The sequence below is a fragment of the Pseudomonas sp. WPR_5_2 genome (assembly GCF_003634475.1).
Classification (GTDB): Bacteria; Pseudomonadota; Gammaproteobacteria; order Pseudomonadales; family Pseudomonadaceae; genus Aquipseudomonas; species Aquipseudomonas izuensis.
Genome location: NZ_RBLA01000001.1, coordinates 1 through 14,460, shown reverse-complemented (window position 1 = coordinate 14,460; position 14,460 = coordinate 1). Strand labels below are relative to the sequence as shown.

At 58.4% G+C, this 14,460-nt stretch carries 10 protein-coding genes; 6 read left to right on the top strand and 4 right to left on the bottom strand.

Annotated elements, in window-relative coordinates; all coding sequences use genetic code 11:
* The first annotated feature begins 6 nt into the window (after window positions 1-6).
* The 4 genes from BJ917_RS00050 to BJ917_RS00035 all read left to right on the top strand — a co-directional run bounded on the left by BJ917_RS00050 (window position 7) and on the right by BJ917_RS00035 (window position 5,117).
* A complete protein-coding gene (locus tag BJ917_RS00050; protein WP_096511731.1) occupies window positions 7-558 on the top strand; it encodes a fimbrial protein in 552 nt (183 codons plus the stop codon).
* A 108-nt stretch (window positions 559-666) separates the two neighbouring features.
* Entirely contained in the window at window positions 667-1,422 is a 756-nt protein-coding gene (locus BJ917_RS00045) for a molecular chaperone (RefSeq protein WP_121100802.1), read from the top strand.
* A 39-nt stretch (window positions 1,423-1,461) separates the two neighbouring features.
* Window positions 1,462-3,981 carry a fimbria/pilus outer membrane usher protein gene (locus tag BJ917_RS00040; protein WP_121100799.1) on the top strand — a complete coding sequence of 840 codons (2,520 nt, stop codon included), beginning with the start codon at window positions 1,462-1,464 and terminating at the stop codon, window positions 3,979-3,981.
* A gap of 104 nt (window positions 3,982-4,085) precedes the next feature.
* Complete coding sequence (locus tag BJ917_RS00035) at window positions 4,086-5,117, top strand: fimbrial protein (protein WP_256658525.1); 1,032 nt, start codon at window positions 4,086-4,088, stop codon at window positions 5,115-5,117.
* 64 nt (window positions 5,118-5,181) lie between these two features.
* On the opposite strand, the gene BJ917_RS00030 is transcribed toward BJ917_RS00035, so the two are convergent.
* Complete coding sequence (locus tag BJ917_RS00030) at window positions 5,182-6,627, bottom strand: hypothetical protein (protein WP_147432528.1); 1,446 nt, start codon at window positions 6,625-6,627, stop codon at window positions 5,182-5,184.
* Window positions 6,628-6,774: 147 nt separating this feature from the next.
* Window positions 6,775-8,979, bottom strand: a complete 2,205-nt coding sequence (locus BJ917_RS00025; protein ID WP_121100790.1) for an autotransporter outer membrane beta-barrel domain-containing protein — start codon at window positions 8,977-8,979, stop codon at window positions 6,775-6,777.
* Here BJ917_RS00025 and BJ917_RS32085 point away from each other — a divergent pair.
* On the top strand, window positions 8,978-9,103 hold the full coding sequence (locus tag BJ917_RS32085) for a hypothetical protein (protein WP_256658473.1): 126 nt from the start codon (window positions 8,978-8,980) through the stop codon (window positions 9,101-9,103). The two genes, BJ917_RS00025 and BJ917_RS32085, sit on opposite strands and share 2 nt — an antisense overlap.
* Before the next feature lie 100 nt (window positions 9,104-9,203).
* On the opposite strand, the gene BJ917_RS00020 is transcribed toward BJ917_RS32085, so the two are convergent.
* On the bottom strand, window positions 9,204-11,180 hold the full coding sequence (locus tag BJ917_RS00020; RefSeq protein ID WP_147432527.1) for a hypothetical protein: 1,977 nt from the start codon (window positions 11,178-11,180) through the stop codon (window positions 9,204-9,206).
* 609 nt (window positions 11,181-11,789) lie between these two features.
* On the opposite strand from BJ917_RS00020, the gene BJ917_RS00015 reads away from it, so the two are divergent.
* A complete protein-coding gene (locus tag BJ917_RS00015; RefSeq protein ID WP_121100784.1) occupies window positions 11,790-12,149 on the top strand; it encodes a DUF6124 family protein in 360 nt (119 codons plus the stop codon).
* A 141-nt stretch (window positions 12,150-12,290) separates the two neighbouring features.
* On the opposite strand, the gene BJ917_RS00005 is transcribed toward BJ917_RS00015, so the two are convergent.
* Window positions 12,291-13,433, bottom strand: a complete 1,143-nt coding sequence (locus BJ917_RS00005; RefSeq protein ID WP_121100782.1) for a glycerate kinase — start codon at window positions 13,431-13,433, stop codon at window positions 12,291-12,293.
* Window positions 13,434-14,460: the final 1,027 nt, after the last annotated feature.

Here is a 14,460-nt window from a genome sequence, read left to right as displayed (position 1 = left end):
TCCACCATGAAAAAACATCTACTCACACTTTCCCTCGCACTAACCGCAGCACTGTCCGGAACTTCCGCCTTCGCCAACACCGGCACCATCAACTTCGAGGGCAAGATCACCTCCAGCACCTGCCCCATTGAGGTCATCAACCCTGGCGACGGTTCGGTGGGTAACCTGGTGAAGATGGGATCCATCGAAGCCAGCCGCTTCACGGCCATCGGCCAGGAGTATTCCGGCAAAAGCTTCGGCCTGCGCGTCAAGGGCGGTGCCGGTTGCAACCTGAACCCAGCGGACAACACCGCCGCCGTGACCTTCAACGGCACTGCCGACACTTCGGGCAACTACTTTGCAGTCACGCCCACCAACGACGGCGCCAAGGGCGTTGTGATCGTGCTCAAGGACAAGACCGGCACACCGATCGCACCGGGCGCAGCGTCCGCCGATTACGATCTGAACGACACCGGCGAAACCGACATGATCTTCAACGCCTACTACCGCTCCACGGCCGCCACCGTGACCGCCGGTGCCGCTTCGGCGGATGTGCAGTTCATCGTCGCCATCAACTGATCACCACCCCGCCCGCTTTGAACACGACGTGATCGCGTCGTGTTCAAGTGGCATTTCCATACGCCCGGGTACGCCTTGTCTGCCCGGGCGTATTGAGGTAATCCCCCCATGTTTGGTTTGACTCAACAGCCCAACGCTTCCCGACATGTGATAGGCGTCTGCCTGACGCTGCTCATGCTGGCCGCCCATATTCCTGTCACCCAGGCGGCGCTGACGATCGGCGCCACGCGTGTGGTATTCGACAGTGACAAACGCAGCACCTCGGTGATTGTCGCCAACCCCAGCAACCGGCCTTTTGCCGTGCAAACCTGGGTCAACACGGCCAGTGACGATGACACCACCGCGGTGCCGTTCATCCCTTCCCCGCCCCTGTTTCGACTCAATCCGGGCAAGGAACAACAAGTCCAGATCAACGGCCTGCCCAATAAGCTGCCCACCGATCGCGAGTCGCTGTTCTACTTCAACGTGCAGGAAATACCACAGGCCGAAGCCAACGATGGCAATGTCCTGAACATCGCGTTGCGCACACGCATCAAGCTTTTCTATCGCCCCAGCCAACTCAAGGACAACCCCATCGCCCGTCTCAAGGACCTGCAATGGTCGATCAAGAACGTCGGCGGCCAGCCTCATCTTGTGGTGAATAGTCCGACGCCCTTTCACGTGTCCTTCATCCGCCTGGACGTGACCGGCAATGGCCAGAGCCATGCCGTTCAGAATGCCACGATGGTCGAGCCCCTCGGCAACCAGAGCTACCCTCTGAACGGTTTCAAACCCAACAACAACCTGCAAGTCGTGTTCTCGGCGATCAATGACTACGGCGGCTATAGCACGCCATTGACCCAGCCGATTCAACTGGCCCCTTGAGGCAGTTCCCTCCGCACTAACTGCCAGGAACCCACACCCATGATTTCATTACCCGACCGCGGGTGCGCGGCCGTGCCTGTGCGCCTGCGCCTCGTTCAGCTGTTCTTTATCGGCAGCAGTGGCGCCATCCTGCTGGAAATCAAACCGGCGCAGGCGATCCAGCCCATCGAATTCCAATCCGGCTTCATGCGTCAAAGCCCGGCCCATGCCGGCGATGCCGGTGCTGCAGCCCTGCGCGCCCTGGCAAGCAGTCACGACCTTGGACCAGGCCGTTACTGGGTCGACATCCAGATCAACCTGCGTTACTTCGGCCAGCGCGAAATGGCCTTTGAATTGAGCCCGGAAAATGATCGCCTTCTACCTTGCCTGGCGCCCGAATTGCTCGAACAGCTGGGTGTTCGGCTCGACAGCCTCGCCGACCCCACACTGCTGCACGCCCGTTGCGTGGACTTGTTTACGCTGATCCCCGGCGCCGAGATCGACTTCGACGCCAGCAAGTTGCTGCTGGCCATTTCCATTCCGCAGATTGCCATGCGCCGTGATGTCAGTGGTCACATCGACCCCGAACACTGGGACTACGGCATCAACGCCGCCTTCATCAATTACCAGGCCTCGGCGCAACAGGGCTCCAGCCGCTACGGCGGCAAGAACAACAGCGATGACCTTTATCTGAACACTGGCCTCAATCTCGGCCCCTGGCGCTTGCGCAGCAACCAGTCCATGCGCCAGGACGAAGACGGCAAACGCGTCTGGACCCGGGCCTATACCTATGCGCAACGGGACTTGCCCGGCACCCATGCCAACCTGACGCTGGGCGAAACCTTTACCGGCGGCGATGTGTTCAGAAGCATCCCGATCAAGGGTGCGCTGATCAGCTCGGATATGGGCATGTTGCCTGACGCCTTGCAAGGCTATGCGCCGATCATTCGCGGTGTCGCCCAGACCCGCGCCAAACTCGAGGTTCTGCAGAACGGTTACCCGATTTACTCCACCTACGTCAGCCCCGGCCCCTACGAAATCGACGATCTGAGCACCATTGGCGGCAGCGGCGAACTGGAGGTGGTCCTGACCGAAGCCGATGGCCAGGTCCGACGTTTTACCCAGCCTTACGCTACGATCGGCAACCTGCTGCGCGAAGGCGTATGGCGTTACAGCGGCGCCCTGGGTCGTTACAACGCTGCCAGCAATCTGGACGAGCCGCTGCTTTGGCAAGGTACCCTGGCCATGGGGACGACTTGGGATTCGACGCTGTATGGCGGCCTGATGGCCAGCGAGTTTTATCAAGCGGGTACCCTGGGCATTGCCAAAGACCTGGGCTCCATCGGCGCCCTGGCGCTGGACGTCACCCGCTCCAGCGCCGACGTCGACCGCCATGACACACAGAACGTCCAGGGCATGAGTTACGCTGTGAAGTACGGTAAATCCTTCGCTACCCGGACCAACCTGCGCTTCGCCGGTTACCGCTATTCCACCGAGGGCTATCGGGATTTCGATGAAGCGGTACGCCAACGCAGCCACAGCACAACCTTCCACGGCAGCCGTCGCAGTCGCCTGGAAACCTCGATCTATCAGAACATCGGTTCGCGCAGTGCAGTGAGCCTCACGCTGTCGCATCAGGACTACTGGCACACCAGTTACGAACAGCGGCAGTTTCAGTTCAACTTCAATACCCAGCACGCCGGCGCGAGCTACAACCTGCATGCCTCGCAATCACTGAGTGAAACCCATGGCAGTGATCGGCAACTCGGCCTGAGCGTGTCCCTGCCACTGGATTTGGGTCATTCAAGCACCGCGACGTTCGATGTTCAGAGTAACCGCGACCGCTACAGCCAGCGTGCCAGCCTCGGTGGCAGCCTCGACGAAAACCGGCTCAACTACCGTGTGAGCCTGAGCAACGATGAACACCAGCAGCAAGCGGCCGCGCTCTCGGCCGGCTACCAGGCGCCCTTTGGCAGTCTCGGTGCGGGGTTGACCCAGGGTGGGAATTACCGAAGCGCTTCGATCAATGCCAGTGGTGCCGTATTGATGCACGCAGACGGCATCGAGTTGGGACCTTATCTGGGCGAAACCACTGCGCTGGTCGAGGTACCGGATATCGCCGGGATCGGCGTCATGAACGCTACGGGCGTAAAGACCAACGAGCGCGGCTACGCCCTGATGCCCCATCTGCGCCCCTATCGAATCAATCAGGTTGTCCTGCAGACCGATGAACTGGGGCCCGAAGTGGAAATCGACAACGGCACCACCCAGGTCGTGCCAAGACGCGGGGCGGTGGTCAAGGCCACCTTTCCCGCGCGCTCGGTCAATCGCCTGATCATCACGGGGCGCACCGCCTCGGGCCTGCCCTTGCCGTTCGGCGCTCAACTGAGTAATGCCCAGGGAGAGGTCATGGGGATCGTGGGTCAAGCCGGCCAGGTCATGGTATCCACCGATGCCGAGCCACAGACGTTCGACGTTCGTTGGGGAGAACAGAATGATCTTCAGTGTCGACTCAGCGTCGAACCCGCCGCCATGGAACAGGCTCAGGGCTATCGATTACAGGAACTGACATGCGTCTGATCACACGAAAGGCGTCAGGCGCCAACGAGCTTATTTCCGGGAAACACAGGATGAAGTCTGCGATACACCACCTGTTGCGCACTGCCACACTGGCTGCCAGTTGCATGGCGCCCCTGGCAATGGCCAACACCTGCAGCTGGAACATCGGCGGACCGGCCATGATGAATTACCAGCGCAACATGGGGACGCTATACGTCCCGCGAGATGCCCGCGTCGGTGCCGTCATCGGCACCGTGGACCTCAATCATTCCACGCCGAACAACGCAGGTCTGCGCGTCGAATGCCATAACGACGGTACCCGGCGCCTGGATTTCAACGCCCGGGCCACGGCACCCATTTTTCCGGGACCGCTGGAGCCGATCAACGGCGAAGATGTCACCGGCAAGGTCTTGCAAACCAACATCCCCGGCGTTGGCGTGCGGGTCAAACTGGGCTTTCCACTCAATGGCCTGGCTGATAATTCCTTTGTCCCCATCGGCGATCCCACCGTACCCTACGACGGCTTCAACGAAAGAAATCTGCTGACACCCATTGCGCTCAACAGCCTGTCCAATCGGGTCACGCTGATCAAAACCGGACCTCTGCCCCCAGGCCCCCACACCCTGGATGGCAGCGAATTGTTCAGCGGCCATTTCACCGATATGGGCAAAGCGTTTGGCTATGGCATGATCGGCACTATCATTCAGGCCCAGTGCACCGTCGGCGCCAATCCGGTCAGTGCCGACCCGGTCCAACTCGGCGACTGGGATACCGCCGATTTTACCGGTCCGGGCTTCTCCACTCCGGCCGTACCGTTCAGCATCACGTTGAGTGCCTGCGAGACTGATCCGGGCGGCACCATTGCCACAGCCAATATCCGGCTCGAAGGTGTCAAGGGTTCAGCCCCCATTGGCCCGACGACCAGTGGTATTTTCAGCCTGACGTCCGATTCGGATGCTAAAGGGCTGGGTATTCAGGTATTGAAAGCCGACGGCATCACCCCGATGGAACTCGAAACCGAGGTGCCTTTGATCGCGATTTCACCCGGTACCACCGTCCTGAACTTCAATGCCCGCTTCTATCAGACCCAAGACAGTAGCGCCGTGCGGCCCGGCCTGGCCAAAGGTGCGCTGGGTTTCACCCTGACCTACAAGTAACCCTGAGTTCACCTTCTTCATAAAAAAGGGTTTGCCTTTGCAGGCAAACCCGTCCCCCCGCTCCTCAAGCAATGAGTTGAGGTTGCAACTTGGGAAAACTTTTCCAGCTTTGCTTGTTATCGAAGCTCACTTTAACCACCACTTGAATCGCAAGATTGAGCTTGAAACGTTGCAAATCCGCCTTTGAAATTCGGCCCGCTGGAATGCTTTGAGCCACTGCCGGGACCGGTGACTCCGTCAGTACCGGAATCACCAACGGTTGAGTATTACTGTCTACGCCTTCCACGGTCACAGTGAGGTACTGATCGGTAGCCATGAAGGTCCAGCTTGCGAGGGTAAAATTGGCGAAGCCGTCCGTGATGCTTGCCAGGCTCAGTTTGCCGCCTGAAACCTTGTCGCACTGAATGGTCGGCAGGCCGGTCAGCTCCTCGACGCGCAAACTGTAGTTGTCAGACTTATGCGGATCCACGACGCCAGGCTCAAACACTTTGTATTTCACGACGATGGTCTTGCCCAGATGCTGGGCAATCTTGTCCTTGGGAATCTTGTAATCCCGCGAGCCCACGGCCACTGGCGTTTCAGTAATGAACTCGCCTGCAGTGCCTTCAGCCCACATGACAACCGTCCGCTCCCCATCATTGATCACCGCCGTGGCGGGAATCTGCACCGTGACACCATTGACTGCCGTACTGGGGGTCAACACACCGCTCGTAGCACCGCCGTTGGCCTCCTTGACTTTCGAAGGTGGCAATATCCGGGGTTTCGGGGTTGCCTCAACATCCAGCTCAACCACCTCGGAATGCACACTCGGGTTTCCCGCCCGGTCCCACACCCGATAACTGGCATAACGATTGCCATCTTTACGGTCGCGAATCAGCTTTCCGGTGACTACAACGATGACGGGTTGAAGAAAGTTGGTGTGATCGAGCACTATGAAATCGGCCTCATTCAAGTCACCTTGACTGGTGCCCCAGTACCAGCGGATGACATCACCCGGCTTGGGATCGGTGTATCGAGGCAGGGTCGCCAAGACCTTGTCCTGATTCGCAGTGAGGTAAGCGGCAGTGATTTTCTTCGGAGGGGGGGCGACTTCGGCAGGAAAAACCAGTTTGTTCGGGTTGCTGAGTTGTGGCTCCAGTTTATCGATAGTGATGGTGAATGGTAGTGATTTATCGGGCGTTCCAAGCCAGTTGGTCATGACATAGGTTAGCTGGTGCTCACCTTGGGTTAGCTTGTCCGCACTGATGGAAACAAAGTGATCGTCGGGCCTTATGGTCGCAGTCCACTCCTTGAAGCCGATTTCACTATCGTCCAGATAAATACGGATTGACTCGGGATCGCCTACGCTGGGGTTTGAGGGTGACCAAGGTGCGAACTTCACCTTGAGTGGATTAGCCGGATCAATCCACGCCAATCTAGGCATCAGATTGGTCTCTCCCCCCACTATATCGGGTAGTGGTGCAGGATCTGTCCAGGGGGCAGGCATCGTACGGCTGCTTTTTGATGACATTGATGTTCTCCTTCACTAAGTGCCAGACGCAGGAGACAAAGTCAGCCGCAGATGTCCGACCGTTTGATGAAAACTCAACTTCCATTCAAAGGCTGGTGGCTGTCGATCAAGACAGTAACCAGCCTTCGTGCTGTCGCAATCAACGCGTTACCAGCTATAACGCACTCCAAAATTGGCGCCCCACGGCTGTTCGATCTTGTCGCCATTGCTGTAATCGAAGTCGGCATGAATCGAGACCTTGTCGCTCAGTGATGCCGCCACACCAAGACCCAATTCTCCACGGGAACCCGAAAGGTCGTTGTTGAAGGTGTTGTCGTTGACCTTCACTTCATTGTTGTTGGCGAACTCGTGTACATAAGCGGCGCGGACATAAGGCTGCACGACCTTGTCATCCCACTGGAAGTTGCGCCCTGCGGTTGCGCCGGCCTTGGCCAGCAGTGAACGGGTACGACTGCCTTCTGCGGACAGGCCGTTGTCAAGGTCGTAGTTTTTACCCTGGATGATCACGCCCGACAGTTGGGTAAAGGGTTCAACGAAGTAGTCGTCAGCCAATTTGATATGGCGGCCGAACTCCAGCGATGTGCCAACACCATGGCTGTCGTAATTACCCTTGGTTTTCTTGCCGTCGCTCAGGTGCACATCGGATTCGTTCTGGAAGCGGTTGAACTTGAGCACGCCATCGAAGTAGTAGCCGCTCTGCTCATGCAGCCACGTGGTGTAGGCAGCCAGGTAGTAGCTGTCGATGGTGCCGCTGGTGCCACTGCTCAAATCCAGGTCGGACTTGCTGTAACCCCCCAACAACCCCACCAGCCATTGCCCATCCCCCATCGGCAACGGCGCATCGGCACCAAACGAAAGGCCTTGCTGAACTTGCTGATAAGCAACCCCCGAACTGGCCTCGACGTCGAACTTGTTGCCGTAGGCGCGAATCCAGCCGCCGGCCTTGCCGTGGTCCATGCGCACTTCGCCCATGCGCGTACGCAGGGTGCTGAGTTCGCCATACCAGGCAGTCGGTGCGGCGTTGAACAGCGCGATAACCGATTGGGTCCCCGGGCTGATTACGCGAGACGCGGTATTGAGGTACCAGTCGTTGCTGCCCTGCTGAATCAGGTCGTAGGAAAAAGCCCCCAGGTCCACGGCACCGCCAGCCAGGCTGAACGTCGCATCACCGCCACCGATGTGAACCACCGGAATAGCGCCGGCCCCCACCGGCTCCGTGCCGCTGGCATCAATGGCTACAGTGTGATTACCGGTCGCCGTGCCAGTCACAGTCAGGGTATCGACCTGACCGGTCCGAAAGTCGGTGTGCATGAAAAACGTACCGCCGGTACCCGACAACGTACCTACGTTCAACTTGAAGAATTCGCCAGGGTTGCCGAACTGGATGGCGCCGCCGTTCATGTCCAGATTTTGTACCGTGCCGTTATCGACCATGATCCAGCGGGCATTGCTGTTGACCCCCAGGTTCTGCACGTTTTGCAGGCGGCCGGTCAGGGTGGCGGAGTCATCCAGTAGCACATTGGCCGTGCTGGTGCCGTCCGCAACGATATCGCCGACCAGCGTGCTGCCACCAACGCGCAAGTTACCTTCGGCGCCATTGCGTACTTCCATCAGCACGCCGTTGCTGCCGACCAGCGTTGAGTTCTTGAGGGCGGCGATATTCGCCTGCGTCGCGCCTGCATTTTGTGTATCGACCAGAATCGCCGCACCATTCAAGCCCTCGACCCGACTGCCACTCAGTTCGACAGTATTAGGAGAAGCCACACCGGGGTCGGTATTGATCTGAATACCGTTGGTGGCCCCTGTGATGTTGCTGCCCTCGGCATTGACTGTACCGTTGAACATGCGGATGCCGGCCAGGCTGTTGCCGGTGACCGCGCTGTTCGCCAGCGTCAATGTACTCAAGCCGTTGACGGTCGCACCATTTCGCGCGCCGGTGATGGTGCTGCCGCTTACCTGCGCGGTTGATCCAATGGTGTTTGCGGCATTGTGACTGAGCACCAGTCCGACTCTGTCGCTGTTGATACTGCTGCCGATGATCGTTGCATGACTGCTATCCAGATGCACGCCGTTGGCGGAAGTGCCTTGTACCTGAGTACCGGTGAGGTTCAAGGTCGATCCTGTCATCCTGATATCCCGCGTTTGCGCACCGTTGGCATTCAAGGTGGCACCGTTGAATACGTCATAGTTATCCAGTGCCGCTGTCCCATCGATTGACGCAACGGGTTCCAGGCTGCCATCGATAAAACGGGTGGCATGGGCCTGTTCGCCAATGATTAAAAAAGGCACGACGGGCAACAGTCGCAATGTACGCGACAAAGGACTCAACAAAAAAAACTGGCTGGCAGACATGAGCGACTCCATTGATTCTGAACTACAAAAGTTCGGCGCTTTCCTGATCAATAGAAAAGAACCGGACTACAAAGGCGGCGCAGAATATCCAGATGCTTCCGACCCAGATGCAGGAGTTTCCTGAACATCTTGTAGGACTAATCCTGCGAGCAGCGCGAGAGTCAGTCGCAGACCACACAACAGCAGCAGGTGCCCTAAAGCACCTGCTGCAGTCCTGTTAAATTTCAGGGTATGGGTGGAATCAGGTCACAAGTGCCGGCCCCCTGAGTCAGCCCAACCTGTGTGTCCGAGAAAACAGAGGACACCGGGACGCCACCGACGTCCAGGGTGTAGCTGACTTCACCCTTGCCGATCTGATTGGTGGGGCTGTTCCATGTCGGCAGAATGCGTGTCGCATAAGGCTCGATAAACCAGAAGAATCCCTTTTCCGCCTCGTCGTCGGAAATCGGCCCGTAGGTTTCCTTGAGACCGGCGGTGGGAATCGGCACCGGTGTGGCGTAGGTATGTGAAGCTTTCCACTCAAGCGCAACCGTCATCCCTGCTTTCAAGTAGTCGCTTGGCGGAATCAGGTATCGGAAACCAATCTTTCCGTCTTCGAAGTGCAATGAACGGCAAGTGAGCCTGCCATTGAAGAGACCTTGTGGTTCTGCCTCTGGCAACGTCACGGTAAGGAAGGTGATTTCAACGTCAGTAGGCGTCTCGGGTTCCTGAGGGTTGGTGAAGTCAGGATTGGTAAGGGTATAGGTCACCGGCATTTTCGTGTTGTTGCCTTCCTTCCTGATAACGTCCCAATCCGTTATATCGATATCAATTTCGTCGCCTGGGTTGTCTTGGTCAGGGTCGATTGGGTGAGGGCTGCCGATAGGCTTGTCGTTCCAGCGCACCTGAAGTACGTCGCCCTTGGTAAGAGGGTCATACAGTTTGACTCTGGCCACAACAGGCTTGTTCTCATCGCTGGCGATCAACTTGTTAGGCGTGTCGCTGGCTTCACCGCTCTCGCCGTAAACATCTAATGGGTGAAGGTTCGGGTTGCCGGGTTCAGGTTTAGGGTTCTCCGGACCGGTGTGGGAAAAATCGACCATGACTTTGCCCGTCGCACCGCCAAGCGCCACCGAACCACGGTACAGCTTGTACTCCACAGGCGTATCAACAGGATCGTCAGCCGAGCCGTACTCGTCCCTCATATGTTCCCAAATAACCCGCACACTCATCGGGTTCTGAGGGGAGGCACCCACGGGTGTGCGGTAAGGAAGCTCCTTCGTGCCCCAAATAATTGCGATCAGGTCCGTCGCTTTTGCGTTCAGGATTTTTTCGAACTCGACATGGACACCCTGCAAAGCGTCTGCCCGATCTACCACCCCATCGTTTCCTTCAGGTACGTTGAGGGGGGGGTATGGATTCGGCGGAAACGCACCTTTTGCCAAGGGAATCAGGTCGTAATTGGAGATGCGGCTACGGTTGCCGGCCTTGTCCAAAGCGACATAGCCAAAGCAGTAGTTGCCGTCTGGCAACCCTTTTAACAATGAAGTCGGAAATTTAATCTTGCGGTCATCCCCCAACTCGACCACAGCGATGGGCACGATGTCATTGGGGTCGTCAGGCAGTTTTTCTTCTACTACGGTGAAGGCGACTCTGTCACCTTGGGCAGGACCGGTCCACTCGGGAACGTCGAACTCCAGGTCGGGCCCTGCAAGCGTGGCATCGACAATGGGTAGCGCGAACTTGTGGGTCAGCTTGTCTGGCGCGGCAGTACCGTTTGGAGGGATTTTATCGACGAACACGTCCACGTCTGTGGAATTGCTGGGTGTGCCGAGATAATTCTCATGTTGATACCGTAGTTTGAACGGGCCTTCATTTTCGTCCTTCAGCAACCATGGCGAAGGAATCGTTACCTCCACCGGAATCTCGGTCGTACCAGGGATATATTCCTTTTCGTAAACTGTTTCGTAGTTCGAGGTACCTGGCCGCGCGAGCTGTACGCGGATTTGCTCTCTATCCATTGGATCAGTCGGAATCGTGCTCCAGGCCTGAATCTTCAACGTCACATCGGCGTCAAGTGTTGCTCTGGCGAACAATCCTTTCGGTTCGCCCGGCAATGTGACGTTGCTCACATCGGGGGGTGGAAACGGATCCGCATCGGCTCGCCCTGGCGCTCTCTGGCTCCAGGCAGGTAGTAGTTGTGTTCTGCCGTCACTTGCCATGATGTCGCTCTCCCATTCGTATCGTTCAAACCATTGCAAAGGCAATGGCCGTCATATCTGTCTGGCAGATCGATACAGTCGGGCACGGCAATACTCTTCCCTTCGCTCTGCGAGGCTGCTTGGGCCTTGAGCGAATTAAGCAGAAGTTTTAAAGATCGCGATACTGTCAGAGTTGACAGGTGGCTACCTATACAGGCGTGGTGCGGAACAAAAGAACCATCACATATGAACGGCGCAAAGTCGTGGCTCGACGTCACCTCAGAGCACTTGTTTAATCGCGTTTAAGACAACTTCTTGAAAACCACAAGACCTTGCGTCGCTGCCTACGCTTGCGCCAGAATCCGCCGGCTTGTGCGCCTTGGGGCCGCTCGGTAACTTGATTCGCGTCACTGCTCATCAGTGATCGGGTTTAGTCGCCCGGCTAAGGTAAAGCGGTCGCACGAGCATCATCAGTCAGGTATTCGCCTGCGCTTGATGGGAGCTGTGCGCATGGCGTCTTCGGGCGCGCCGGTTTTTCGCTTTCCTTACCGGTCGACTAACTTGCGCACAGCTGCCACCCTTTCGTTTAGTCGCGAAATGGTTGCAGCCCTACTTCAAAGGGAAGCAATTATGTTCAAGGTCACACCGAATCCCCCGGACACTGATCCGACCTCCCCCTACGAACCCGATTCCAACAAACTCAACGAGGCTGCCGAGCGCGCCCTCGATTTTCACTTCCCCTCCACGGCCGACATCAAGGCCACGCCGCGCACACCCAGCACGCTGTTTACCGTCGACCCGGAGCTCACCACCGAAACCCTGATGGTGTATCTGGTGGAGACGCTGGCGTCGGTGGATGTGATGGTCCATCAGTTGGTGGATCACCTGGAAGGTGGCGACCGCCATGCGCTGCTGGGGATTTCCAACAGCGTGATGCTGGCGGAGATCACGGCGAACCGGGTGCTGGATCAGATTGATCCACCGCAGTAGTCGCCCTTACGCAAAACCTTTGTGGCTACAGGAACCTCTGTGGCGAGGGAGCTTGCTCCCGCTGAACTGCGCAGCAGGCCCATTTTTTGGGGCCGCTTCGCAGCCCGACGGGGGCAAGCTCCCTCGCCACAGTGATGGCGGTCAGCTGATGAGTGCAGCTATTCTCCAGACGCGAGCGATGTCTGTCGCCCGCTCACGCAACAGACGCGGTGCTTCGTCGCAGGCTTGCTCCAATGTCATCGGCCCACTCGCCAGGGAGAACGCGGCATTGATGCCGTGTTCATACAGTGCCTGATAGTCCTCACCCAAGGTCCCGGCGATTACGATCACCGGTACGCCATGTTGTTTGGCAACTCGCGCCACACCAAACGGCGTTTTCCCGCGCAGGGTCTGGGCATCAAAACGCCCTTCGCCCGTGATCACCAGATCGGCACCTTCGATGGCTTCGACCAGGCCCACCAGTTCGGCGACCACCTCGACCCCCGGCAAGAACTGCGCACCGAGAAACGCCTTGGCGGCAAAGCCCAACCCGCCCGCCGCGCCACTGCCCGGTTCATCGCGCACATCCTTGTTCAGGACTTTCGCACAGTGATCGGCAAAGTGCCCAAGGGCATGATCGAGCAGTTGAACCTGTTCCGGCGTGGCGCCTTTTTGCGGGCCGAACACCGCCGATGCACCGTGGGGACCGCACAGCGGGTTGTCGACATCGGCGGCGATGTCAAAGCGCACTTCCGCCAGGCGCGGATCGAGTTCGCTCAGGTCGATGCGAAACAGTTGCGCCAGGGCCAGGCCGCCCGGTGCGAGCGGCTGTCCCTGTGCATCGAACAGCTGCATGCCCAAGGCCTGCATCGCGCCGGCGCCACCGTCGTTGGTGGCGCTGCCGCCGATGGCCAGAATGATGCGCTGTGCACCTTCGTCGAGGGCGAAACGAATCAATTGCCCAGTGCCAAAAGTGCTGCTGTTGCAGGCATCGCGTTGATCGACCGGCACCAATTGCAAACCGCTGGCTTCGGCCATTTCGATGATCGCGGTGCGGCTGTCCGGCAACCAGGCCATCTTCGCATAGGCTGTATCGCCGAGGGGGCCGCGCACTTCGGCATTGTGAAGCTCCCCGCCACACGCCGCCAGCACCGCCGCGACAGTGCCCTCCCCACCATCGGCCATCGGGCATTTGATCAGTTGCGCCTCCGGCCAGACTTCCCGCAAACCCAACCCGATGGCGTCGGCCGCGCCTTGAGCACTGATGCTGTCTTTGAACGAGTCAGGGGCAATCACGATCTTCATGGGAATTCTCCAGTTCCAATACCCTCATCCTGCCAGTCGCCAAACACGATGGCGCCGGTCCGCTGCACAAGGGGCATTGAGGATTATTGTTCATTTCCACAAAACCGTTTTTTTGTGGGAGCAAGCCTGCTCACGAAGGCGGTGGGTCAGTCGGTATAGGTGTTGGATGTGCTGGCCTCTTCGCGAGCAGGCTCGCTCCCACAGGGGATTGGTCTTGCTTATGCAGTCCGGGCCCCACCACTGTCCATTGTGGGAGCAAGCCTGCTCGCGAAGGCGGTGGGTCAGTCGGCATAGGTGTTGGATGTGCTGGCCTCTTCGCGAGCAGGCTCGCTCCCACAGGGGATTGGTCTTGCTTATGCAGTCCGGGCCCCACCACGGTCCATTGTGGGAGCGAGCCTGCTCGCGAAGGCAGTGGGTCAGCCGGTATAGGTGTTGGATGTGCTGGCCTCTTCGCGAGCAGGCTCGCTCCCACAGGGGATTGGTCTTGCTTATGCAATCCGGGCCCCACCACGGTCCATTGTAGGAGCGAGCCTGCTCGCGAAGGCGGTGGGTCAGTCGGTATAGGTGTTGGATGTGCTGGCCTCTTCGCGAGCAGGCTCGCTCCCACAGGGGATTGGTCTTGCTTATGCAATCCGGGCCCCACCACGGTCCATTGTGGGAGCGAGCCTGCTCGCGAAGGCGGTGGCTCAGTCGGTATAGGTGTTGGTTGGGCTGGCCTCTTCGCGAGCAGGCTCGCTCCCACAGAGGGTTTGCGTTGCCCATGCAATCCGGGTCCCACCACGGTCCATTGTGGGAGCGAGCCTGCTCGCGAAGGCAGTGGCTCAGTCGGCATAGGTGTTGGATGTGCTGGCCTCTTCGCGAGCAGGCTCGCTCCCACAGGGGATTGGTCTTGCTTATGCAATCCGGGCCCCACCACCGTCCATTGTGGGAGCGAGCCTGCTCGCGAAGGCGGTGGGTCAGTCGGTATAGGTGTTGGATGTGCTGGCCTCTTCGCGAGCAGGCTCGCTCCCACAGGGGATTGGTCTTG